A 22,067-nucleotide genomic window follows, 5' to 3' on the forward strand; every position below is an offset into this window, starting at 1 on the left:
TAGCACTAAATTTAGAGCCGTGATATGCTCGCTCATAAATTTGAAAATTTACTAGAATTTCAATAAATCGCATGCAGTGCTTTAGCACTATTGCATGCCCCTTTGAATGTGCGAGGGGTTTTTACTTGGGCTTCGTCTCGTAACTGCAAGCAGACAGGGGATTTAAAAAGGGGGATAAGGGGACGGACTTCGTGTCTGCCCTGCAGTTGCGAGCCTGCGAAGCAAAATTCAAGTCCCCTTGTCTCCCTTTTGAATAAAAAGAAATTTACAAATTTAGTCAAGCTGTCTTTGCAAATTTTAAAATTTCACTCACTCACAAGAATTGACTACTAAAATTTGGCTTCGCTTACCGCTTAGCTCAAATTTTAGAGCCGAAATTACTCGTTCATGAAATTTTAAAATTTGTTTCACACTAAGAACATGGCACTTTGGCACTATTGCATACTTTGAACGTGTGCTGAAGGATAAAAAGAGTGGGGGGGGGGACTTCGTATCTGACTTGCATTGCGAGCCTACAAAGTAAAATAGAAGCCTTTACCCCCCCCTTTTTTTTTTATTTTTAGAAAATAAATTTATAAATTTGATCGCTAGCTTTTTGATTTACACAAACGAAATGGCAAAAATTTCAGGTTTTGCGATCTTTTTTATCTCTTCTTTTGCCATAGCAAATTCTTTTGCGCCCTCTATTTTTAGCGTGTGGCCGCTAAACTCAAAGCTTAAATTTAACTTCTCACAGGTTATATCAAGTGCCTTGGCTAGCGCAAGGATGAAGCTTAGCCACCTTACGCACTCAGCCTTTGGTAATAAATTTTTATACTTTTCAAACTCATAAATATTTTTCTTGCCATTTGTGTCGATGACTGCGGCTATTAGTGTCTTTTGCTCGTGTGAGAAGCCGTAGTTTAGGGCATTTAGTATGATATAAGCCGAGTTTTTGTGATCGCCGTAAAAGCCTATCTCTTGACCGACATTGTGGAGCTTTGCAGCAATTAGCAGTGTCTCAAGATAGCTCTCATTTAGCCCATGAAGTTTTCTAAGCGCCACAAAAATATCCTTTGCATATCTTGCCACGGCTTTGTTGCAAGAGAGGATGAAGCGGTCTTGTAGGCTTTTGACGCTTGGGTTAAAATTTTCTGGAAATTTAAGACTTGGGCGCAAAAAGTCTTTTAAAAAGACGCCTTCTCTTACGCCAACGCCACTTGTGATGACATTTTTGGCATTTAGCGCCTTGGCAAGGGCTAAAAATATATGTGCGCCCTCTCTAATGGTATCGTATCTATCCTTTTTTATAGGGAATTTATTTAGCTCAAGCACGCTAACGTTTGCGATGCTCTCAATGTAGGCTTGCTCGTCGCTAAGCTTGTAGCAAAAGCCATGCAGTGATGAGAGCGGATATAAATTTTTACTCATTATGGCTGATGAGATTGCTCTTAAAGAGCCGCCGATCGCTATTAAATTTGGGCACTTAAATCGCTCATCTATCTGCGCCGTGATCTGCGCCAGAAATTTTGGTAGTTTGTTTAAATTTTTCTTATCAAAAAATAGCTCTTTTAGCCTCACTGTGCCTATATCAAGCGAGAGGACATCGACTATCTTGCCGTTGCTTATCCTAGCAAGCTCGGTCGAGCCTCCGCCGATGTCGATTGTGACGCACTCGACTAGATTGTGAAGCAAATTTTTAGCCGCTATCGCTCCAAAAGTAGCCTCTTCTTTGCCGTCAATGACTTTTAAATTTATGCCAAGTTTTTTTCTTAAAAGAGAGATCAAAACGCCTGAGTTTGGAGCATCTCTAAGCGCTGAAGTGCCTACACATAGGACTTTGGAGCATTTATAGCTTTTTATAATGTTATCAAATTCGCTAAAAGCTTTGATCGCTTTTTGCATTGAAGCTTCTGAAATTTCGTTGTTTGAGCCGTATCCACCTTCGCCTAGTCGCACTTTGGTTTTGTATTCAGCTAGTATAAAAAATGCTAAGCGTGATGTGCGCTCAAATATCGCCATACGCATAGAATTTGAGCCAAGGTCGATCACTGCGGTTCGTTTTGCCATTTTTTATCCTTTTAAATTTAAGACAAGGCTCGCGACGGCTCCGCTTGCACCCTCTCTATTTTTGATAGATATCTCAGCGCCAAGCGCCTGTGCTGCGCCTTTTGCGAGAAATAGTCCAAGTCCAGCACCACCTTTGTTGCCGTATCTTTTAAATGGAGCAAACAAGTCCTTACTCTCGTCTATACCCATGCCCTCGTCGGTTACTTCAATGATAAATTTACTCTTTTCAAGCCTTGAGCTAATCGTAATCGTGCTATTTTTTGGAGAAAATTTGATAGCATTTTGAACGAAATTTTGCACGATGTGAGTTAGTAGGCTGGTTTGGATATTTAGGTTAAAAATTTCAGGCTTTAGATCGAGTACGAGATGTTTCTCGTCGCCTTTTGCCAGCACCTCGTAGTTTTTGCCTAGTTTTTTTAAAAATGCGATCACGTCGGTATTTACCGGCTCTTCAAACTGCGCGCCCTCTTGACGACCTATCTCAAGGACAGAGCCTATCATAGCGTTCATGCCGTTGATCGCTTCGTTGTTTGATTTTAGCGCTTCTATGTATTTTTCGCTCTCGCGTGGTTTTAAAAGCGTAACTTCGTTTTTGGTTTTCATGACAGCAAGTGGAGTTTTTAGCTCGTGTGCAACGCCTACAAAGAGCTCTTTTTGGTATAAGACAAAAGTTTGTATGCGAGTAATTAGCCTATTTATGCTATTACCAAGTGGTAAAAACTCGTCTGGCAGGCTTTTGATATCGATCTCTTTTAGAAATTTCTCATCTAAATTTGTAAGCTTGTGACTTAAAATTTTTATAGGTATTAAAAGCATTCTTGATAAAAATAGTGCATAAAATAGCACCAAAAGTATCGCTGTGACGTTTACAATTATAATATCTATAAAAATTTCTTCTACTATGCGGCTTTGAAGTGTCGTCTCTTTTTCTAGGACTAAGTAGCTACTGTCATCTAGTCTCGTTGTTAGAGTGGTTATGCTCTCATCTTTTATCTTTTGCATCACAAGGTAGGGCTTTTCACCTTTAAGCTCGCCCGCTTTTACGGTGGCTAAAGTTTTGTTTGGGATTTCTATAGTAAAAGTTTTTAGATTGTTAGGATTGAAATTTTGTGGATTGTTTTTGTAAGCTGTGGCTTGCTGGTTTAGCTCACTAACTACGCTTTGAAAAACGGTAACTCTTATGTAGTGATAGAGCATCACCGAAACAACGGCAATTAGCATCATCGCACCAGATGCTAATTGCAGTATAAATCTATTTCTTAAGCTTTTTTGGGAAAGCAAAATCTATATCCGCGTCTTCTAACAGTTTCTATTGTCGAAATATTTAGCGGTTTGTCCATTTTTTGGCGGATTTGGTTGATAGCAACCTCGATAACGTTTGGAGTTACGAGCTCTGGCTCTTCCCAGATAGCGTCAAGTAGTTGCTCTTTAGATACGATTTGATCTGAGTGTCTTGCAAGGTGAGTTAGCACCTCAAATGGCTTACCCTTTAGCTCGATGTCGCGGCCAAGATATGTGATCTTCTCTTCGTCAGGGTTGATGATAAGCTCGTCTATTTTGATGATATTTGTGCCGCCAAAGCGTAGTCTAGCCTCTAGTCTAGCCACTAAAATGTCAAAATCAAATGGTTTTTTGATGTAGTCATCAGCGCCAGCTCTAAGTGCTTTTATCTCGCTCTCTTTGTCGTCTTTTGCAGAAAGAACTACGACTGAGGTGCGTGGAGATTTATGTTTTATGATGTTTATAAGATCGACGCCGTCACCATCTTGAAGCATCCAGTCAGTCAAAACTAAGTCATAGTTTCTGATGCCGATGTAGTACTCAGCGTCTTTGAAATTTTCAGAGCTATCTGTCTGATAACCAAACTCTTGCAACCCCTCAGCAATCGTCTTATTTAGCGTTACTTCGTCTTCTACTATTAAAATACGCATTTCTTTTCCTTAAACTAAAATTTATGGTCGATTGTATCATAAATTAAGAAATATTTCAAGATACTTTAATAAATTTTTAAAAAACAGTGCTGATTTTTGCACCGACGATTGCATTTGGTAAAATCTCGGTTTTTAAAATCTCCATATCTAAGCTAGTAAGCGAGCTAAACCTATCTTTTAGTGCTTTGCAGGTTGCTTCCAGTGACTCTTCTACGCTTTGAAATTTCATCTCATTGTAAAAGTCTTTTATAAAATCAGCCACCAAGACATAATCAATCAAGCTAGTTGAGCGAAATTCTAAGCTTACTTTTACCTCTTGCTTTGCAACTCGCTCAAAGTCAAACATCCCGATAACGGTTTGAAATTTATAATCCTTAATGATCGTTGTTATTTCGCTTTTCATACGACTTTTTGCTCCTTGCCTGAAAGCAGGCGAACGATATTTGGTATGTGTTTATAAACTACCAAAAATGCGATGATAAGTATCGGTGCGTGAGTGTAAATTTCATCAAGCTCTGGGTGAATGATAAAGCTTGATGCGATGAGAGCTATCAACGCGCATAGCGAGGCTAGAGAGCTTATCTTTAAAAATTTACCGACCAAAAACCAAACGACAAGAGCGATTATTATCTCAACTGGTAAGAAAAATGCGAGCACGCCAGCCCCAGTTGCCACGCCTTTGCCACCTTGAAAGCCTAAAAATATAGAAAAACAATGCCCTGCCACACTTAAAACTGCCATCGTCCAAAGCACGCTTTGGCTAGCTCCAAGCAAAGAGGCTATGATGAGTGGCAAAACGCCCTTTAAAACGTCACAAACTACGGTTAAAATGGCTAGTTTTTTGGCGAGTTTTGGGTTTGTTTGCTTTAAAACCCTTAAAACATTTGTCGCGCCTATGCTTTTGCTGCCCTCTTTTTTTATATCAACATGGCCAAAAATTTTTGCTAGTATGAGCCCTGATGGGATGCTACCAAGCAGGTAGCTAATGGCATAAAGTATTAAATTTTGCATATTTTACCTTTTAAATTTAAAGAGAAATGATATTAAAAAAATACTAATTTTTTTATAAATCATCTCCACAAAAGCACGACTTTTTCGTCGTAGACGTCGCTTTTCTTTGGCGAAATTTGCGTTTCGTTGATGGCGATGTTTTTTACATCATTTGCCTCTTTTAGTGCATCGCACTCTTGTGCAAATTTTTCTTCAAGCTCGCTTATGGCTAAGCTTATATCATTTACGCTTTGCTCGCTAAGCTTGACGTCGCTTCGCTCTTTTAAGACCTTGTTTGCGCTTCTGGCACTTGATGCGATCTTGCCCGCGTTTTGGCGAGATAAGAGCTTGTTGCCAAATATCGCTCCAAATATGCTTGCGCCTATATTTATAGCTGCGTCAAGGCCGCTTGCTGTCATATCTTTTTGCTCTTTTTCAAGCTTTGCAAGGGCTTTATTTAGCTTATCTTGCAAGCTCTTTTGCTCTTTTTCAAATTTAGCCGTGAGTTTTGCGGTTTGCTCCTCTAAAATTTCATTGCACTTATCCTGAAGCCTTATGAAAAACTCCTCTTTTGACTCGTTTTCTTTTGAGTAAATTCCCATCGCCTCAAAGGTGTTAAATTTGAAATTTCTATATAAAAACTCTTTAAAATCTTTTTCTAAAGTGTCAAAATTTTTAGCGCTCGTTATGAAATTTGGCACAGCAGCAAAGCTTGCACCGCTTGGCTCATTTTCTCTTGCATCAACGCGCATGCCTTCGCTAGCCTCGCTCCAGTTTGGCTCTTTGTCGTTTTCACTAAGCTCATAAAGATAGCTCACCTCGCAAATGCTGTCTATCCCTTTTTTAGCATCATAAATTCTCACCTTTGCACTTGCTAGTAAATTTGGTGTGAGGCTTTTTGAGTTGGTGTAGAGCTGCGTGATCGCACTTGAGATGATAGGTTTTGCGCTAAATTTCATCTCGCTTTTATCTACGCCTTGGCTACTTAAATTTTCTTTTTTATCTTTCATTAAATTTGAAATTTGCTCGCGGCTAAGCGGACCTTTTAGATAGCTAAGTGCCCATCGTGTGGAGATGACGCTTAAGCCGTCCTCGTTTATATTTTTGAGTAAGAAATTTCTTTTGGCTAAATTTGATATGAGGCTCTCAAGCGAGGCTTTGTCTAAGCTTGAGCCTGCGATGCCACTTAGGCCATCGATCACGCGGGCTTTGTCCTGCGCTGTCTGGAGGCGGCCGATGAACCAAGTGCCGATGTTGCTAAGACCTTTGTAGTCAAGATCGACCGGGTTTTGCGTGCTTAAAACGCAGCCAAGACCAAATGCACGAGCCTGTTTTAAGAGCGTGAGCATAGGCGTTTTTGACGGCGGATTTGCGTTTGGCGGAAAAAAGCCAAAAATTTCATCCATATATAGGATCGCTCTAAGTGAGCTAGTGCCCTCTGTGCCGCGCATCCACGCGATGATCTCGTTTAGTAAAAGGGTGACAAAAAACATCCTCTCAGCGTCATTTAGGTGTGAGATCGTAAAGATGTTGCACTTTGCTTTGCCGTTTTCGTCAAAAAGCATCTTTGAAATTTCAAGTCTAACGCCCTGCGTCCAGCCCTTAAAGCTTGGACTTGCGATGAGTGCGTTTATCTTCATGGCAAGCTTTAGGCGCTCACTGCTTGGATAGAAGGTATCCACGTCAAAAACGCCTATCTTTTTAAACGGCGGATTTGCTATGAAATTTATGAGCTCTTCGATGCTGACGTCTTTTTGCTCTTTAAATTTGCTCTCAAATATAGTGGATATTAGCAGCTGTTCTTTTGAGCTCATATCCTCAGAACTCATGCCAATAAGCGATAACACCGAGGCTGCTAGCGAATTTATATAGTTGCTAAAAATTTCCTCGTCACTAATATTAGGACAAGCAAAGTCGCTAAGTAGCGCCACGCCTATGCCAGATGAGCTTTTTGGTGTGTAGATGTTAAAGCTAGCGCTATCTTTTAAAATTTTTACGCGCTCAAGGTCTTGAAAGCTAGACTCTATGCCGTTTCTCCAAAGCTCGGCCTGAGAGGCGGCAAATTCCTCTACGCTTTGACCTTTGTTTGCCGCTTCTGCTTCATCGACGTATGGTAAAAAATCCTCCGGCCTCATCTGCGGAAAGGTGAGGGCTAAATTTGTGATGTCGCCCTTTGGATCGATGATGATAGAGGGGATGTTGTCTATGCAGGCCTCTTCTAAAAGCGTGATACCAAGGCCCGTTTTGCCGCTACCAGTCATACCAATGATTGCTGCATGGGTGGTTAGGTCCTTGTTTTTATAAAAAAATGGCTCTTTATCTTTTAGTCCGATGTAAAAAAGTTTTAAATTTTCTTGTATGGTTTTCACTAATTGCCTTATTCGTATAAATTTATGCGTGAGCGAAGCTCGTCAAGCGTCTCTTTGACGCGCTTTTGCGTGAAGTCTTTTATCGTTTTATCATCATCAACTAGCTGCATGCAGTATCTGATGTAGCCCTTGTATGCTAGCTCGGTGACAAGTTTTAGCTTTAAAGAGACATTTTTTACTTCATCTGGTGAGAGCAAGATGTCAAAATTTGCCTCTAACTCTTCGCCGTCTTTAAAATTTGTAGCTTGTGAGCTCAATATACTTATGCCGCCCTCTGAGATGTCATAAAGGCTGCCAACAAGCTCGCCTTGCTCTCCTTTTAGAGAAATTTTGGTAAAGCGGTTTGGTAAGACGCGCTGGAATTTTCTTTTGTTTGCATGCATGGTCGCTGTGCGCGAGAAATTTGAAAGAGTGACGCTTTTATCGGCGATATTGTAGTCGATGATGTCGGCGCGAAGTTGCTTTGAGAAGAAGCTATTTGGCAGGATAAAGCCCTTGCCATCTTGCTTCATGGCTAAAATTTGCATCATATCTACGCGAAAAACGACGCTATCTTCTTTAACCTCTAAAATTTCGGCTTCGTATTTTATATTTAGTCCGTCGTATAAATTTAAAAATTCAGGGCGGACCTTGGCGTTTTTCATGCGTGTAAATGTGTTGATCGGATCTTCGTAGAAAAATGAGCCAGTATCGATCATCTCTTTTACTGTGGTCTCTTGATGATTTTCAGCGTTATATAAAATTTCTTTCAACCTTGAGACGGCATTTACAAAGTAGCCCACATAGACTGCATCGTCGCAGGCATGACTAAAATTTAGTGTCAAATTTAAGAGCAAGAAATTTATCAGCTCGTCTTTTGCGTTTAGTTTTGGTATTAGGCTGTTTAAGTCGTCGCGAATTTGTGTGGCATTTGGTTTTTGGATGAGTAGCGCGTCAAAGATACTCTCAAGGCAAATTTTCATCTGCTCGTGTGGCACCACAAGGGTTAGTTGTCTGCAAAATTTGATACCCTCATCTATAAATTTAGCTCTTAAACCAAGTATGCAATCCTCGCAATTTTCGACAAGTTCTTGCCTGCCCTTAAACTCCATGGGGTCTCCAAAAAAGGTTATTTATTAAAACATCGCTATCATATATAAAGTTATATTAAAAAAATATTTAAATTTGTGTAGAGAAGAAATTTCTAGGCAAAGCTGCCTAGAAATTTTGAATAATTATAGTTTGCTTTCGTTGTGTGAAAGGTAGTCAGCAACACCTTCAGTGCTTGGTTTCATACCAGCGTCACCTTTGTGCCAGCCAGCTGGGCAAACTTCGCCGTGCTCGTTTGTAAATAGCATAGTATCTACCATTCTAATCATCTCGTCGATGTTTCTGCCAAGTGGTAGGTCGTTTATAACTGCGTGGCGAACTGTGCCATCTTTGTCTAGTAAGAATGATCCGCGAAGTGCTACGCCAGCGTCTTCTAGAAGTACGTCAAAGCCGCGAGCGATTGATTTTGTCATGTCAGCTACGATCGGGAATCGAACTTTGCCGATACCGCCTTTATTTACTGGAGTCTCTTTCCATGCAAAGTGTGAGAACTGGTTGTCGCAAGAAACTGCGATAACTTCGATACCGCGTGACTTGAACTCGTCATATCTTTTATCAAATGCGATGATCTCGCTTGGGCAAACAAATGTAAAGTCCATTGGGTAGAAGAAGACAACAGCGCCCTTTTCGCCGATATTTTTGTAAAGGTTGAAATCATTTACGATTTGATTGTTTCCTAAAACTGCTGCAGCTGTAAAGTCAGGTGCTTTTTTTGTTACTAACATATTTTCTCCTTAATAATAAATTTTATTGATTGCGAAATTATATCCATAAAAATTTAAATTCTAATTAAATAGATCTAGAAATTTAAAACAGTGTAATTTTAATATGCATTTGAAAATGAATGGAAATTTTTTAAAATTTATAGAGGATGTTGTAGAAATTTTATTAAATTTAGAGTTTTGGGTATAGAAGTGGTTAATTACAGATCGCTAAAATTTCTACCACCAAATTTTAGTATCGCCGAACCCCAAGTAAAGCCACCGCCAAATGCATCAAGAAGCAAAACTGAGCCATTTTTGATGCGTCCATCCTCGTAAGCATCATTTATCGCCATTGGGATCGACGCAGAGCTTGTGTTGCCATATTTTGCAACCGTCAAAACACACTGCTCGTCAGTGAAATTTAGCCTATTTTTTACGGCGTCTATTATCCTGATATTTGCTTGATGAGGTATGAAAAAGTCGATATCTTTGCTTTGCATTTTGTTTGCATGTAAAATTTCTATCACGCTTTTGCTAAGCGTTTGAACCGCTATCTTAAAGACCTCATTTCCGCTCATGTGGATGAAATTTAGTCTATTTTTTAGCGTCTCATCGCTAGCTGGAAATGCACTACCACATCCTGGAGTTATCAAAAGCTCAGCCTGTCTGCCATCGCTTGCAGTGTGGATGTCGATGATCTCGTTTTCTTCGCTAGCACTTATCACTGCTGCTCCTGCTCCGTCACCAAAAAGTATGCATGTGCTTCTATCTGTGTAGTCGATTATCGAGCTTAGTTTTTCAGCTCCTATGATCAAAACATTTTTCTTAGCACCGCTTATGATAAGAGAATTTGCAATCTCTAAGAGATAGATAAATCCTGTGCATGCCGCACTTATATCAAAAGCTGTAATGCCAAAATTTAATCCTAAATTTGAAGCTATCTTGCATGCAGTTGAAGGCATGCAAAGATGATCTGGAGATATCGTAGCGCAGATTACCGCGTCGATTTGTGACTTTTCAAGCCCTGAGCGCTTTATAGCTAGCTCGGCAGCTTTTGTGCCAAGATCGCTTGTTATCTCAGTCGTTGCGATATGTCTTTGCTCTATACCGGTTCGCTTCACTATCCACTCATCGCTCGTGTCGACCATTTTTTCAAAATCAAAATTTGTTAAAATTTTTTCTGGGACATACGACGCAATGGAGATCAATGAAGCTTTTGGCATATTTTACCTTGCAAAGTGTGAAAGTTCTTCTTCTATAACTTTATTTATATTCGAGTTAGCAAATTTAATTGCTTGAAAGATTGCATTTTTTATAGCTTTTGAGTTGCTTTTGCCGTGGCTTATGATGACGCAGCCATTTACACCAAGAAGCGGAGCACCGCCATACTCATCGTAACTGACTTGTTTTTTTAGAGTTTTAAAGACTTTTCTCATAAGCACTGATCCAGCCATAGCAAGAGGTGATTTTTTGACTTGCTTTTTGATGATCTTGCCTATGGCATCAGCGACGCCTTCGCTTGTTTTTAGTAGGATATTTCCCATAAAACCGTCGCAAACCATGACATCAATGCTGCCATCAAAAATTTGATTGCCCTCTGCATTGCCAACAAAGCTATCAAGCCTAGAAACTAGTTTAAAGGCCTCTTTGCTGACTTCATTGCCTTTGCTCTCTTCTTCGCCGTTTGACAAAAGACCCACTTTTGGCTCTTTTCTGCCTAGAATTTCTTTTGCATAGGCTTCGCCCATTATGGCAAATTGAAATAAGTGTTCGCTTCTGCAATCAACATTTGCACCAACGTCCAAAACCAAAGTAGCTGTCTCTTTTGAATTTGGCATAAGTGTAGCGATCGCTGGACGAGATACATTTTTTAATCTACCAACTCTTAACGTAGCTAAACTCATAGTAGCACCGCTGTGACCAGCAGAAACGACAGCATCGACTTCTTTTTCTTTTAAAAGCTCAACAGCTTTGTAGATCGTGCTATCTTTTCTTTTTAGTGCGTCTGTCGCTCCGTCTGACATCGAGATGACTTCAGTAGCTTCTATAAATTCTATATTTTTTAAATAGGGTTGTGGGATGAGTGGTTTTATGGCATTGCTATCGCCAACTAATACAGCTTTAAATTCTGCCTCTTTCAGTGCTTCAATAACGCCAGATATTATAGGCTCTGCACCAAAATCACCACCCATAGCATCAATAGCAATGCGAATCATATTTTAGTATTCACCTGTTGTTTTGTTTATGCGGTGAGGCATTTTCCAAGAACCATCTTTGTCTTTTACAGGCACTGGAAGTGTAACTTTGTAATGTGTTCTACGTTTTGCTGCACGAGAATGACTCACTCTACGCTTTGGTACTGCCATTTTACTCTCCTTTATAAATTTTTACATTTTTCACAATAAAAATAATCGCTCTTAAAAGCTTCTAGCTCACTTTCAAAAACTTCTTTTAAATCAATATTGCCATCAAAAAATTCAACCGTATCGCTAAGCTCATTTTCTCTGTCTTTATAGACACCGTCACTTAAATTTAGCTCTACGTCTTGATCGATAGGCAACATAAATTCATCACCACATCGATCACAAATATATTTTATCTCACCCTTTATAGTGCCATGGCATTTTACTAAAAAAGGGTCTTTTCTTTTTAAAATTCCACTAAAAACTAGATCATTGTTTCTTACTAGCTCAAAGTTTATCTCTTTGTTTGCTATTTTAGAAAACGGAATAATCAAGTTTTAGTCCAAAATTAGCAAATTTCTCTTGAAGCAAAGAAGAAATTTATCTCATTTACAGCGTTTTCTAGGCTGTCGCTTCCGTGAACTGCGTTTGCATCAATGCTATCAGCAAAATCAGCTCTAATAGTACCAGGAGCTGCTTCTTTTGGGTTAGTTGCACCCATTAGCTCGCGGTTTTTAGCAACTGCATTTTCGCCCTCTAAAACCATAACCACAACTGGTCCGCTTACCATAAAATCAACTAGATCGTTGAAGAAAGGTCTATCTTTATGAACTGCATAAAATGCTTTTGCATCGCATTTGCTAAGTTTTATTTTCTTTGCAGCTGCGATTCTTAAGCCATTGCTTTCAAATCTATCTATAATCTTTCCAACAACATTTTTCTTAACAGCGTCAGGCTTAATAATAGAAAGTGTTCTTTGCATAAATTTTCCTTAAAATTTAGGTTATTTAAATGAAGTTGGCAATTATATCAAATAAAGCTTAAAAATAAAATAGGCTCAAATTTGAGCCTAAATTTTGTAAATTTATTGGATAACTGGAGTGCTGCCAGTGCGAGCGTCAGCACCGATTTGATCACGTGAAGGTTGTCCTGCTACTACGGCGTCCCAAACGATGCAACCATCAGTTGGACAGGCAGATGCACAGGCTGGCTCGTCGTTGTAACCTACGCACTCAACGCATTTGTTTGAATAAACATAGTATGTATCTGCTCCAGTTGGGTTGTCGCTATCATCTACAATAGCTGAAACTGGACACTCATCGATGCATGAACCACAGCTTATGCATATATCGGTTATTTTTACAGACATTTTTTCTCCTTAAATAAAATTTTGGCGTAGAATATCAAAAAAAACTGAAAATGATATAAATATACTCTTAAATTTTCATAACACGCTTAATTTCTCTAAACTACATTTATAAAGTTTTTATCACTTTTAGACTAAATTTACAGATTAAAATTTTAAAAAGGTCGTATAAATTTAATGAATGATACTATAAAAATAACTGGTGCAAGAGAGCACAATCTTAAAAATTTAAACCTTGAAATTCCTAAAAATAAATTAGTAGTTTTTACCGGTCTTAGCGGAAGCGGCAAGAGCACACTAGCCTTTGACACGCTCTATGCTGAGGGGCAGCGCAGGTATATGGAGAGTCTTAGCAGCTACGCTAGGCAGTTTTTAGACCGCGTGGGCAAGCCTGACGTCGATAAGATCGAGGGCCTAACGCCTGCAATCGCGATCGATCAAAAGACAACTTCAAAAAATCCTCGCTCAACGGTTGGCACAATTACTGAAATTTATGATTATCTAAGGCTTTTATACGCAAGGGTTGGCGTGCAGCACTGCCATAAATGCGGCAAACCTATCTCAAAAATGAGTGCGAGCGACATCATAAATGAAATTTCAAAGCTCCCACTTGGCGCAAAAGTGATCATCTATGCGCCGCTAGTTCGTGAGAAAAAGGGAACATGGGCGGATCTGATCGAAAATTTACGCCAAAAAGGCTTTGTAAGGGCGCAGATAGATGGCGTAGTGGTGAGGCTTGATGAGGAGATCGAGCTTGCAAAAACGAAAAAACATACGATAAAGGTCATCGTTGATAGGATCGCCATCGATGAGCAAAATCACGAGCGTCTTGCAAGCGACGTGGAAAAGGCGCTAAATGAGAGCTTTGGTGAGGTCGAGATAGAGATCGCAAATGCCGACGAGCTTGGCTTAAAAGAGAGTTTTATACATTACAGCGAGCACATGGCTTGTTTTGACTGCAAAATTTCATTTACGCCGCTTGAGCCGCTAAGCTTTAGCTTTAACTCGCCAAAGGGCGCTTGCGAGCACTGCGACGGACTTGGCATAAGATATAGCCTAGATATGAGCAAGATCATCGACGAGGAAAAGTCGATAGAAAACGGCGCTATCAAGCTACTTTACGGCTACAATATGAGCTATTACTATAAATTTTTACTTGCTTTTTGTGAGCAAAATGAGATCGACATTAAAAAGCCCTATTACGAGCTTAGTGAAGATGAAAAGAGGCTTGTTTTATATGGCAATGTCAAGGAGGTTTCGTTTTTTTGGAAGAGAAACAAGCTGCTTAGAAAATTTGACGGAGTAGTTAAAATTTCACACGGTCTTTTGAAGGACTATAAGGACTTTGACGAGTATATGAGTGAGAAAATTTGCGACGCTTGCAACGGCCACAGACTAAAGCCTCAAAGCTTAGCGGTCAAGGTCGCTGGCCTTGGGCTTGGTGAAATTTTGGATATGAGCATAGAAAACTGCACCGCATTTTTCTCAAATGAGAAAAATTTTGCTTACCTAAGCGACTACGACAAGGCGATCGCAAAGCCTATCTTAAAAGAGATTAACGAGAGACTTTTCTTTTTGTACGACGTGGGACTTGGCTACTTGTCACTCGGGCGCGATGCCAGGACGATCAGCGGTGGCGAGGCACAGCGCATCAGGATCGCGAGCCAGATAGGAAGTGGGCTCAGTGGCGTCATGTATGTGCTTGATGAGCCAAGTATCGGCCTTCACGAGCGAGATACGTTAAAACTCATAAAGACGCTTAGAAATTTGCAAGCTAAAGGCAACTCCGTAATCGTCGTCGAGCATGATAAAAAGACGATAGAGGAGGCTGACTATATCGTAGATATCGGCCCTGGAGCTGGTAAATTTGGCGGTAGCGTGGTCTTTGCAGGCACGGCAAAAGAGCTTTTGGGTTCAAACACCCAGACTGCACAATATATAAATGGCAAGAAAAAGATCGACTATCAAAAAAATAGAAAGGCTGAGAAGTGGCTTGAAATTTCAAACGTAAATATCAACAATATCTCAAATTTAACCGCTAAATTTCCGCTTAGAAATCTCGTTGGCATAACTGGTGTCTCAGGATCTGGCAAGAGCTCGCTAGTGCTTCAGACCTTGCTCCCAGAGGCGCAGGAGCAGCTAAATAGAGCTAAAAAAGTAAAAAAAATAGCTGGGGTAAATTTAAGCGGACTTGAAAATTTAGACAAGGTCATATACCTTGATCAAAGCCCGATCGGCCGCACTCCACGCTCAAATCCAGCGACATACACTGGCGTGATGGATGAGATAAGAAATTTGTTTGCGCAGACTAAAGAGGCCAAACTTAGAGGCTATAAAATAGGGCGCTTTAGCTTCAACGTCAAAGGAGGGCGCTGCGAGAAGTGCCAAGGCGAGGGCGAGATCACGATCGAGATGCACTTTTTGCCTGATATAAACGTGGTTTGTGATGTTTGTAATGGCGCTAGATATAACGCTCAGACCTTGGAAATTTTATACAAAGGCAAAAACATCGCCGAAGTGCTAAACATGAGCATAGATGAGGCGGTTGAGTTTTTCAAAGCTGTGCCAAAGATCGCTTCAAAGCTCACCACGCTGCAAGACGTGGGGCTTGGCTACATAACGCTTGGACAAAATGCAGTCACACTTAGTGGCGGCGAGGCGCAGCGCGTGAAGCTAGCAAAAGAGCTTAGTAGAAGCGACACTGGAAATACGCTTTATATCCTTGATGAGCCAACGACTGGACTTCATTTTGCCGATGTTGATAGGCTAGTAAAGGTGCTAAATCATCTGGTCGATCTTGGAAATTCGGTCTTTGTGATCGAGCATAATATGGATGTCATCAAAAACTGCGACTATATCGTAGATATGGGACCAGAAGGTGGCGCAAAAGGCGGTAAAGTGATAGCGTGCGGCAATGTAAAAGAGGTGGCTAAAAACTACAAAAAAACTGGCAGCTACACAGGGGAATTTCTAGCACAAGAGCGTGAAGAGATGAAGAAAAAATAAGACCAGCTTTTATGCTAATATTATGAAAAAATTAAGGGATAAATTTTGAAAATATTGCTTTATAACGTGACAACTGCACTAAAAATTGGCGGTGTTGAGACATTTTACTACTCAGTCGCAAAGGAGCTTATCAAAGAACACGAGGTGACCATTTGTACTGGTAGAGGTAAATTTATACCAGCATTTTTAAAAGACAGTAGCATTGATCTAAAGATGTTTGGTTTTTGCCCTAGGGAAAAGGTCGTAAAAATAGGCAATAGATTTAGAAAATTTATTGAAAGAGTTAGTTTTTATTTTAATGCCAGAAAATTTTTAGAGTCTGAGAAATTTGATATTTTAGTTGTGCATAAACCATTTGATTTTTTTGTTGCATGGGCTTTAAAGAGGCGTGATAAGAATTTAAAAGCAGTATTTGTAAGCGGTGGCGAGGATTTTTACTTTTTTGATAAATTTTTTATCAAATTTATAGATAAGATCATTAGCGTTAGCGACGCAAATGCAGAGATTTTAAGAGAAAGATATGGCAGAGAGGTTAAAGTCGTTTATAATGGCGTAGATAAAGAGAAGTTTTATCCAGATGCATCACTAAAAGAGAAGACAAGAGAGAAATTTGGTATAAAAAGTGATGAAATTTTGATAGGAAGCGTTGGTAGAGTAGTTGGCTGGAAAGGCTTTGGTATGATGGTAAAAAATATAGACAAGATCAAAAATGCCAAATTTATGCTAGTTGGCGATGGAGAAAATTTACAAAGCCTAAAAGAGTTAGCAGCTAAGCTTAACTTAAGTCAAAAGGTCGTTTTTGTTGGTGCTATCGGACATGATGAGCTAAATGAGTACTATAACGCTTGCGATGTCTACTTGCAACCAAGCATAGGCCATGAAGCTTTTGGTATAACCGTCATTGAGGCATTAGCAGCTAATAAGCCTTGCGTAGTTAGCATAAACGGTGGCATGAAAGAGATCATAAAAGACGGAGTAAATGGGTATAAATTTAAAATTTCTGATGAAAGTGACATGATAGAAAAGATAAATTTAACGCTAGAAAATATAGAAAATTTAAGACCAAGAGAGAGTATGAAAGGCATGTATGAGTGGTCAAAATTTGCACAGGAGCTAGTTGAGGTATGAAAGGATTTTTCCAAGAAAAGCTAAAAGCTAGCAGATATTTAAATATAGCAATTTTAATTTTTTTATCTTTGTTCCTAATAGGTCAGTATAACGAACACATAACTGCTATTAAAAATTTAGCCATATATTTAGCTCTATTTTTAACATTGATCCTTTTTGCAGTCGATACTAAAAATGTTGTACAAAATATAAAGAACAATGCAAAGAACAATAAAGCTATTTTGTTGCTATTTTTGCTTTTAAATTTATATGTTTTTGGCATATCATTTTTTCCTTATGATGCTACGCAAAATGCAGCACTTTCAGCGCTTAATGAATTTAAAAGAGTGTTTATATTTATTTTTATCGTTCTTCTTTGGCATGATGGTAGCTATAAAAACTCAAAATGGTTATTTTTTGCTATGGTTGCAGCACTTAGTATAGATAATATACATTTTTTTATAAAAGGGATAGAAGATGGCACTCTTTTAAATTTAAAAAATGAAAAAGACCAATGGACGCAACCTATAGATAGATTTTATGCAGGCTTTTTTGATAGTTTATTTATTTTTTCTTTGGTCTCAATATTTTTTATCAAAAATAATTTTTACAAATTTTTTATCATAGTTTTTAACATTATTGTTAGTTTAGTTTTTATTTTGCTTACAGGTGCTAGGGGTTCATGGCTTGCACTTGCCCTAAGTTTGATGGTTATGTTGGCTCTAACTTTTAAAAATGAAAAAATTAATCTTATAAATAAAAAATCTATGATATTTTGCCTATTTTTACTTGCCGCCTCTGCTTGCATCTATCATAACTCTACGCTTTTGCAGTTAAAAGTTGCTCAAGGATTTTATACTTCTGGTAGAGGAGATATTTTAACAAAGAGGTTGCCGCTTCTTTTTAGCTCTGATAGAGCTTACATAGGTATAGGTTTTGGTGGTAAACAATATACTAAATTTTTAAATGACAAAAATGTTAATAATGATGACCTTGGTCCAACTGGTGTAGGCGCTGATGGAACTAAGTATCCGCATCATGACGAGCCAGTATTTATTGGCCAGTATTATCATTACGGTGTAGTAGGTACTGCTTTTTTTGTTGCGCTTGTTTTTTATATTCTTTTTGTTTCTTTTAAAAGGTATATGTCAAACAACAAATTTTATATAGCAATATTTGGAAGCATACTTTGCACTTATATATTTAGGGGATTATTTGAAACTATGTACTTTACTCATCTTTATGTAATGCTTGGTCTTTTTATAGTGTTTTTGTGCAAAAACAAGGAGTGATTTATGAAACTGTTTTACATATATCCAGAACAAATTCCGCAAGGTAATGCAAGAGAGATAGCAATACTAAATACATTTTTTGAGCTTAGTAATATGTGCGATGCTAAGCTGGTTTTACCGCAGTCTCCTTTAAATTTAAATGAGGTAAATGAGAAATTCGCTTTAAAGCTAAAAGCTAATGACATATTGTTTGTAAGAAAAAAGATTCTATTTTTAAAAAGTAATAAAATTTTTAATTTTTTTCTAAAAAAGATAATAAATAACTACTCAAATAAAGACGCAATATTTTATACGAGACATTTAAAAATAGCTAAATTTTTACTAGAAAATAAAATGCCCGATCAAAAGGTTGTATTTGAAGCGCATGAGTGTTTTACTTTAGGTAACAAAGCACTTTATAATATGGAAAAAGAGATACTACAAAATGCCGATTTTGTATTTTCGCACAATAGCAGTACGCTAAACGAGCTTAGAAAATTTTTCGGCTTACAAATAGTAAATTCGGCAGTTGTTTATAACGGTTGCAAGCAAGATTATGATTTTAAGAAGAAAGATTTTGATTTTTCAAGTATAAACTATTATGGCTCATTCTTACTATGGAAAGGCCTTGATTTGATGCTAGATTTTGCCTTAAAAACTAGTATAAAACTAGAACTTTATGGCAAAAATAGCGGAAATAGTTTTATGACTTTAAAAAACACTCTTAAAGAAAGAGAGATTGAAAATTTGGTATGTTTTAAAGGATTGCTGCCTCAAAATGAAGTTGTAAAAAGTCTTATTGAAAACAATACTATTTTGATAATACCTAGTGTAAAAAGTGATTATTCGCTTTATAGCACTCCATTAAAGCTTTTTGAATATATGGCAAATTCAAATGTCGTCTTGGCTCCAAATTTCCCACCAGTTGCTGAAATAGTAAAAGATGGCGAAAACGGTTTTTTATATGAAGCGGGTGATGAAAAAAGTTTAGAAGAGAAATTTAACTATATAAAGACTTTAAACAATGAAGAGCTAAATAAAATTTCAAAAAATGCCTATGAAAGTATGAGTAAAAATACTTGGAAAAATAGAGCTATAAAAATAATCAAAGAATTAGAAAAGATAAATTAAATTTTGGGTGGATTTAAAAGAAAAAGGGGCAAACGCCCCTGGGATTATGCAGCTGGATAAACAGATACTTTTTTTCTGTTTTTATCAAGTCTTTCAAATTTTACAAAGCCATCGACTAATGCAAAAATAGTGTGATCTTTGCCAAGACCTACGTTATTTCCAGCGTGAGTAGCTGTTCCTCTTTGGCGGATGATTATATTTCCAGCACGAACGAACTCGCCACCAAATTTCTTAACACCTAATCGGCGTCCGATACTATCACGGTTATTTTGGGTTGAACCTTGACCTTTTTTGTGTGCCATATCTTATCTCCTTAAGCTGCGATACTTACGACTTTTACACGTGTAAATTGTCTTCTAAAGCCGCGTTTTAGTTTTGAGTCTTTACGTCTGCGTTTTTTGTAGATAACTACTTTTTTGTCTTTGCCTTCATTAACGACCTCAAGAACAACTTTTGCACCCTTAACAAATGGCGCACCTACCTTTACTTCGCCGTCATTTACAGCTAAAACTTCTGTAATCTCAACGGTTGATTTAGCTTCAGCACTAAAGTGATCTAGCTTAAGGAACTCGCCCTCGCTAACACGATATTGCTTACCGCCATGCTTAAATATAGCGTATTTTGACATACTCTACCTTTCTAAAATTTGGTAAGACCAAAAAGCACTTTTTTGCAAAAGATTTATGGAGCTTTGTTGGTTGTAAGGTGTGAATATTAGCCAAAAGTTTATAAATTCTAAATTAAATAAGCAAATATTAAGATTGTTTTAATGAGGGGGGGGGGTATAATTGAATAAACTTTTTAAAGGAAGAAAATGAAAGCTATTATTACAATAAGAGGTAGTTGCAATCGCGGAAAAACAACACTTCTTTGTTCTTTTGCAAATTTTCTTATAAAAAATGGTGCTCAAAAAATAGAGCCTTCTGATTTTTCTTCAACAAATACATATAAGGATGTTCAAATCCTATTAAGATATAAAGATCTTAACATAGCCATTTGCTCATCTGGGGATACTTTAGCTATTGTAAAGGAAAATGTTAGATTTGCTTTTAATGTAAAAACAATTGATATTTTGTTTTTAGCTATTAGGTCATTTGGTGAATCTATGAATTTTATACAGGATTTAGCTAAAAAAGAAAAATTACTTGTTTTAAATGTTGAAAATAATATTTTTTTGAAAAAGAAAGTGAAATTTCAACGTTTCAACAATCTCAACTCGAATATTTAGAATTTATAGTTAAGGAGTTTGTGTGACATTTTTCTTGTATTTAGTAGGATTTATCTTGTTTTGTACGCTTATTGGCATAATTCAGAGCATAAGACAAAAGGTGCTTGTGTATTCTAGTACTGCAAATTTGCTTTATTGTGTTATACCGAGCTTCTTTGGTGGTGCGCTTTTGTTATTTCTTTTTTATTTACTTGTTGATAGTGATAAGCACTCAACAACAAACGCAGAAAATATTATTTTTTATACTCTTTTGGGGTTGTTTGTGTTTTTTGCTACTTTTACGTTTACAAATACATCTAAATATAACAGCGGCTTTTTAAATGTTTTTATAATAACAATTACAAAAATAGTTATAGCATGGCCTGTTGTTCTTTTAGCTCAAACATTTTTTTATCCTTTGGTAGAGTTTTTGTTTACTTGTGAATATTGCGAAGAAGAGTATGAAGAAGACGAACCAGAAGAAGCTCAGAAATAACAATGATAACAAGATACAAAGAATGGCTTAAATTTTAGGTCATTCTTTTTTGTAATCTTATTGCTTAAATTTTTAAAATACACTCTCTTTGGCAACTATAATCTCATCAGCTAAATTTCTTATCATAGATGTGTGATCTAAGAAAAATGTTTTGTCACTTGGCAAATGTGGCTGATATACTAGCGTTTTAGCTACTGGTGCGCTTAAGATCACATTTATCAGTTCAAGCTCAGGCGGGAAAACAAAATAAAGTTTTGGCTTGGGAATTTCATTTTGAAAGAGCCTTTGTGCGTAAAATTTACTGAAATTTTCATTTTTTGGTAGCTTTATCTCTTTAAAGAGCTCAAGTGGTAAAAAGTAGCGTGCCAAGGCATGAAGTCCGTGCGCAAAGATGTAGAGGCGTTTTTCAAATTTAGGTGCATCTGTCCTGCCAAAAGTGGCGCAAAATTTCTGCAAATGCTCGCTCATAGCAGCCGTATCTTTTTCATGCAAGGCAAGCACAAATTTAACCGCTTCTCTTTCGTTTGCTGGCTTTTTAGACTCTGCAAAAGTGCGAGCTTTTTCTAGGGCAGGGGCGAGTAAATTTTCATCTTGCCAAAGCATCGCCGTGAGCAGATCATGCATAACACATAGAAATTTATAGCCGTTTTTGCTAGGTGGCAGGCCTTTTGGAAAGATGTTTGCCATACTATCTGTGTCACCACAAGCGATAGCAAAAAATGCCGGTATGAGCTTCTCGCACTGGTCATATCCACCGCTGCATCCTGGGAGTAAATTTAGCTTGGCGTATTGAAAAATGAGATCATTTAGTGCCTCGGCGTCGCCATCAGCTAGGCACTTTTCAAGGCAAAAGTCGTAGCGTCTAGCTCTTGAAAAAGAGAGTAATCGTATGAGCTCACACAAAAAGTCGTATTCATTTAAATTTTTCTCTTTTATTTCAGCGTAAATGCTTGCATACTCGTCTAAAAGTAGCTCTTCGTCGCTTTTTGGTGGTTTTTTAGCTTTGAAAATATTAAATAAGCCTTCTAAAAATGACATTTTGTGTCTCCTTATTTTTGCTAATTTTAGCCAAAAACGCCTAAAATGGCTTAGTTTTTTTTGAATTGCAAAATTTAAATTTAGCGGATAGTTTAACCGCATTTTGGTTATAATCGCCCAAATTTAAGCG

The 22,067-nt window shown here is 37.9% G+C and carries 23 protein-coding genes; 6 read left to right on the plus strand and 17 right to left on the minus strand.

Annotation, left to right across the window (positions count from 1 at the left end; all coding sequences use genetic code 11):
• Nucleotides 1–600 precede the first annotated feature (600 nt).
• The 14 genes from F3G76_RS09775 to F3G76_RS09840 all read right to left on the minus strand — a co-directional run bounded on the left by F3G76_RS09775 (nt 601) and on the right by F3G76_RS09840 (nt 12,684).
• Nucleotides 601–2,049 (minus strand): Ppx/GppA phosphatase family protein, encoded by a 1,449-nt coding sequence (locus tag F3G76_RS09775; protein WP_149706592.1) that lies wholly within the window; start codon nt 2,047–2,049, stop codon nt 601–603.
• 3 nt (nt 2,050–2,052) lie between these two features.
• A complete protein-coding gene (locus F3G76_RS09780) occupies nt 2,053–3,270 on the minus strand; it encodes a sensor histidine kinase (protein ID WP_188116305.1) in 1,218 nt (405 codons plus the stop codon).
• Between the two features lie 38 nt (nt 3,271–3,308).
• On the minus strand, nt 3,309–3,980 hold the full coding sequence (gene hsrA, locus F3G76_RS09785) for a homeostatic response regulator transcription factor HsrA (RefSeq protein WP_002942555.1): 672 nt from the start codon (nt 3,978–3,980) through the stop codon (nt 3,309–3,311).
• Nucleotides 3,981–4,056: 76 nt separating this feature from the next.
• The gene (locus F3G76_RS09790) at nt 4,057–4,383 is read right to left on the minus strand and encodes a dihydroneopterin aldolase (RefSeq protein ID WP_149706593.1); all 327 of its coding nucleotides are present in this window, start codon (nt 4,381–4,383) and stop codon (nt 4,057–4,059) included.
• Complete coding sequence (gene plsY / locus F3G76_RS09795) at nt 4,380–4,991, minus strand: glycerol-3-phosphate 1-O-acyltransferase PlsY (RefSeq protein ID WP_149706594.1); 612 nt, start codon at nt 4,989–4,991, stop codon at nt 4,380–4,382. Before plsY ends, F3G76_RS09790 begins: the two co-directional genes overlap by 4 nt.
• A gap of 59 nt (nt 4,992–5,050) precedes the next feature.
• Nucleotides 5,051–7,339: an ATP-binding protein gene (locus tag F3G76_RS09800; protein ID WP_149706595.1), complete on the minus strand. Its 2,289-nt coding sequence runs from the start codon at nt 7,337–7,339 to the stop codon at nt 5,051–5,053.
• 8 nt (nt 7,340–7,347) lie between these two features.
• Complete coding sequence (locus F3G76_RS09805; RefSeq protein WP_103567624.1) at nt 7,348–8,430, minus strand: PilZ domain-containing protein; 1,083 nt, start codon at nt 8,428–8,430, stop codon at nt 7,348–7,350.
• A 123-nt stretch (nt 8,431–8,553) separates the two neighbouring features.
• Complete coding sequence (locus F3G76_RS09810; protein ID WP_002942572.1) at nt 8,554–9,153, minus strand: peroxiredoxin; 600 nt, start codon at nt 9,151–9,153, stop codon at nt 8,554–8,556.
• Nucleotides 9,154–9,350: 197 nt separating this feature from the next.
• Nucleotides 9,351–10,355 carry a beta-ketoacyl-ACP synthase III gene (locus F3G76_RS09815; protein ID WP_149706596.1) on the minus strand — a complete coding sequence of 335 codons (1,005 nt, stop codon included), beginning with the start codon at nt 10,353–10,355 and terminating at the stop codon, nt 9,351–9,353.
• Between the two features lie 3 nt (nt 10,356–10,358).
• Nucleotides 10,359–11,348 carry a phosphate acyltransferase PlsX gene (gene plsX, locus F3G76_RS09820; RefSeq protein WP_012001307.1) on the minus strand — a complete coding sequence of 330 codons (990 nt, stop codon included), beginning with the start codon at nt 11,346–11,348 and terminating at the stop codon, nt 10,359–10,361.
• A 3-nt stretch (nt 11,349–11,351) separates the two neighbouring features.
• Nucleotides 11,352–11,498: a 50S ribosomal protein L32 gene (rpmF, locus tag F3G76_RS09825; RefSeq protein ID WP_002942540.1), complete on the minus strand. Its 147-nt coding sequence runs from the start codon at nt 11,496–11,498 to the stop codon at nt 11,352–11,354.
• An 11-nt stretch (nt 11,499–11,509) separates the two neighbouring features.
• A complete protein-coding gene (locus tag F3G76_RS09830) occupies nt 11,510–11,869 on the minus strand; it encodes a DUF177 domain-containing protein (RefSeq protein ID WP_148823899.1) in 360 nt (119 codons plus the stop codon).
• Between the two features lie 14 nt (nt 11,870–11,883).
• On the minus strand, nt 11,884–12,297 hold the full coding sequence (ndk, locus tag F3G76_RS09835) for a nucleoside-diphosphate kinase (RefSeq protein ID WP_002942517.1): 414 nt from the start codon (nt 12,295–12,297) through the stop codon (nt 11,884–11,886).
• A gap of 102 nt (nt 12,298–12,399) precedes the next feature.
• Entirely contained in the window at nt 12,400–12,684 is a 285-nt protein-coding gene (locus F3G76_RS09840; protein WP_002942606.1) for an NADH-quinone oxidoreductase subunit I, read from the minus strand.
• A 174-nt stretch (nt 12,685–12,858) separates the two neighbouring features.
• Here F3G76_RS09840 and uvrA point away from each other — a divergent pair, with 174 nt between their 5' ends.
• From uvrA to F3G76_RS09860, 4 genes are read left to right on the plus strand one after another with little or no spacing between them, the layout of a single operon-like run.
• Nucleotides 12,859–15,687: an excinuclease ABC subunit UvrA gene (gene uvrA / locus F3G76_RS09845; RefSeq protein ID WP_149706597.1), complete on the plus strand. Its 2,829-nt coding sequence runs from the start codon at nt 12,859–12,861 to the stop codon at nt 15,685–15,687.
• A gap of 45 nt (nt 15,688–15,732) precedes the next feature.
• Complete coding sequence (locus F3G76_RS09850) at nt 15,733–16,815, plus strand: glycosyltransferase family 4 protein (protein ID WP_148823897.1); 1,083 nt, start codon at nt 15,733–15,735, stop codon at nt 16,813–16,815.
• Nucleotides 16,812–18,086, plus strand: coding sequence for an O-antigen ligase family protein (locus F3G76_RS09855; RefSeq protein WP_148823896.1), 1,275 nt, complete (start codon nt 16,812–16,814; stop codon nt 18,084–18,086). The genes F3G76_RS09850 and F3G76_RS09855 overlap by 4 nt, the downstream gene beginning before the upstream one ends.
• A gap of 3 nt (nt 18,087–18,089) precedes the next feature.
• Nucleotides 18,090–19,196, plus strand: coding sequence for a glycosyltransferase (locus tag F3G76_RS09860; RefSeq protein WP_149706598.1), 1,107 nt, complete (start codon nt 18,090–18,092; stop codon nt 19,194–19,196).
• Nucleotides 19,197–19,240: 44 nt separating this feature from the next.
• Here the strand turns inward: F3G76_RS09860 and rpmA are convergent, their stop codons facing one another.
• Nucleotides 19,241–19,498, minus strand: coding sequence for a 50S ribosomal protein L27 (gene rpmA, locus F3G76_RS09865; protein WP_002942569.1), 258 nt, complete (start codon nt 19,496–19,498; stop codon nt 19,241–19,243).
• An 11-nt stretch (nt 19,499–19,509) separates the two neighbouring features.
• Nucleotides 19,510–19,824 carry a 50S ribosomal protein L21 gene (gene rplU, locus F3G76_RS09870; RefSeq protein ID WP_002942523.1) on the minus strand — a complete coding sequence of 105 codons (315 nt, stop codon included), beginning with the start codon at nt 19,822–19,824 and terminating at the stop codon, nt 19,510–19,512.
• 186 nt (nt 19,825–20,010) lie between these two features.
• Here rplU and F3G76_RS09875 point away from each other — a divergent pair, with 186 nt between their 5' ends.
• Together F3G76_RS09875 and F3G76_RS09880 are read left to right on the plus strand one after the other, a co-directional pair.
• Nucleotides 20,011–20,424: a hypothetical protein gene (locus F3G76_RS09875; protein ID WP_149706599.1), complete on the plus strand. Its 414-nt coding sequence runs from the start codon at nt 20,011–20,013 to the stop codon at nt 20,422–20,424.
• A 22-nt stretch (nt 20,425–20,446) separates the two neighbouring features.
• Nucleotides 20,447–20,899 carry a hypothetical protein gene (locus F3G76_RS09880; protein WP_107930689.1) on the plus strand — a complete coding sequence of 151 codons (453 nt, stop codon included), beginning with the start codon at nt 20,447–20,449 and terminating at the stop codon, nt 20,897–20,899.
• Between the two features lie 72 nt (nt 20,900–20,971).
• Here F3G76_RS09880 and F3G76_RS09885 read toward each other — a convergent pair whose 3' ends face one another.
• Complete coding sequence (locus tag F3G76_RS09885; protein WP_149706600.1) at nt 20,972–21,937, minus strand: hypothetical protein; 966 nt, start codon at nt 21,935–21,937, stop codon at nt 20,972–20,974.
• Between the last annotated feature and the right edge of the window lie 130 nt (nt 21,938–22,067).

Source organism: Campylobacter concisus (assembly GCF_902460575.1).
Classification (GTDB): Bacteria; Campylobacterota; Campylobacteria; order Campylobacterales; family Campylobacteraceae; genus Campylobacter_A; species Campylobacter_A concisus_AW.

What these genes read in the sequence shown, in the direction of transcription:
- F3G76_RS09840 (WP_002942606.1), bottom strand. Translation starts at nt 12,684, where the DNA reads ATGTCTGTAAAAATAACCGATATATGCATAAGCTGTGGTTCATGCATC.
- F3G76_RS09855 (WP_148823896.1), top strand. Translation starts at nt 16,812, where the DNA reads ATGAAAGGATTTTTCCAAGAAAAGCTAAAAGCTAGCAGATATTTAAAT.
- F3G76_RS09860 (WP_149706598.1), top strand. Translation starts at nt 18,090, where the DNA reads ATGAAACTGTTTTACATATATCCAGAACAAATTCCGCAAGGTAATGCA.
- F3G76_RS09775 (WP_149706592.1), bottom strand. Translation starts at nt 2,049, where the DNA reads ATGGCAAAACGAACCGCAGTGATCGACCTTGGCTCAAATTCTATGCGT.
- F3G76_RS09885 (WP_149706600.1), bottom strand. Translation starts at nt 21,937, where the DNA reads ATGTCATTTTTAGAAGGCTTATTTAATATTTTCAAAGCTAAAAAACCA.
- hsrA (WP_002942555.1), bottom strand. Translation starts at nt 3,980, where the DNA reads ATGCGTATTTTAATAGTAGAAGACGAAGTAACGCTAAATAAGACGATT.
- rpmF (WP_002942540.1), bottom strand. Translation starts at nt 11,498, where the DNA reads ATGGCAGTACCAAAGCGTAGAGTGAGTCATTCTCGTGCAGCAAAACGT.
- F3G76_RS09805 (WP_103567624.1), bottom strand. Translation starts at nt 8,430, where the DNA reads ATGGAGTTTAAGGGCAGGCAAGAACTTGTCGAAAATTGCGAGGATTGC.
- F3G76_RS09815 (WP_149706596.1), bottom strand. Translation starts at nt 10,355, where the DNA reads ATGCCAAAAGCTTCATTGATCTCCATTGCGTCGTATGTCCCAGAAAAA.
- plsY (WP_149706594.1), bottom strand. Translation starts at nt 4,991, where the DNA reads ATGCAAAATTTAATACTTTATGCCATTAGCTACCTGCTTGGTAGCATC.
- rpmA (WP_002942569.1), bottom strand. Translation starts at nt 19,498, where the DNA reads ATGGCACACAAAAAAGGTCAAGGTTCAACCCAAAATAACCGTGATAGT.
- F3G76_RS09810 (WP_002942572.1), bottom strand. Translation starts at nt 9,153, where the DNA reads ATGTTAGTAACAAAAAAAGCACCTGACTTTACAGCTGCAGCAGTTTTA.
- F3G76_RS09780 (WP_188116305.1), bottom strand. Translation starts at nt 3,270, where the DNA reads ATGCTAATTGCCGTTGTTTCGGTGATGCTCTATCACTACATAAGAGTT.
- uvrA (WP_149706597.1), top strand. Translation starts at nt 12,859, where the DNA reads ATGAATGATACTATAAAAATAACTGGTGCAAGAGAGCACAATCTTAAA.
- plsX (WP_012001307.1), bottom strand. Translation starts at nt 11,348, where the DNA reads ATGATTCGCATTGCTATTGATGCTATGGGTGGTGATTTTGGTGCAGAG.
- F3G76_RS09790 (WP_149706593.1), bottom strand. Translation starts at nt 4,383, where the DNA reads ATGAAAAGCGAAATAACAACGATCATTAAGGATTATAAATTTCAAACC.
- F3G76_RS09875 (WP_149706599.1), top strand. Translation starts at nt 20,011, where the DNA reads ATGAAAGCTATTATTACAATAAGAGGTAGTTGCAATCGCGGAAAAACA.
- rplU (WP_002942523.1), bottom strand. Translation starts at nt 19,824, where the DNA reads ATGTCAAAATACGCTATATTTAAGCATGGCGGTAAGCAATATCGTGTT.
- ndk (WP_002942517.1), bottom strand. Translation starts at nt 12,297, where the DNA reads ATGCAAAGAACACTTTCTATTATTAAGCCTGACGCTGTTAAGAAAAAT.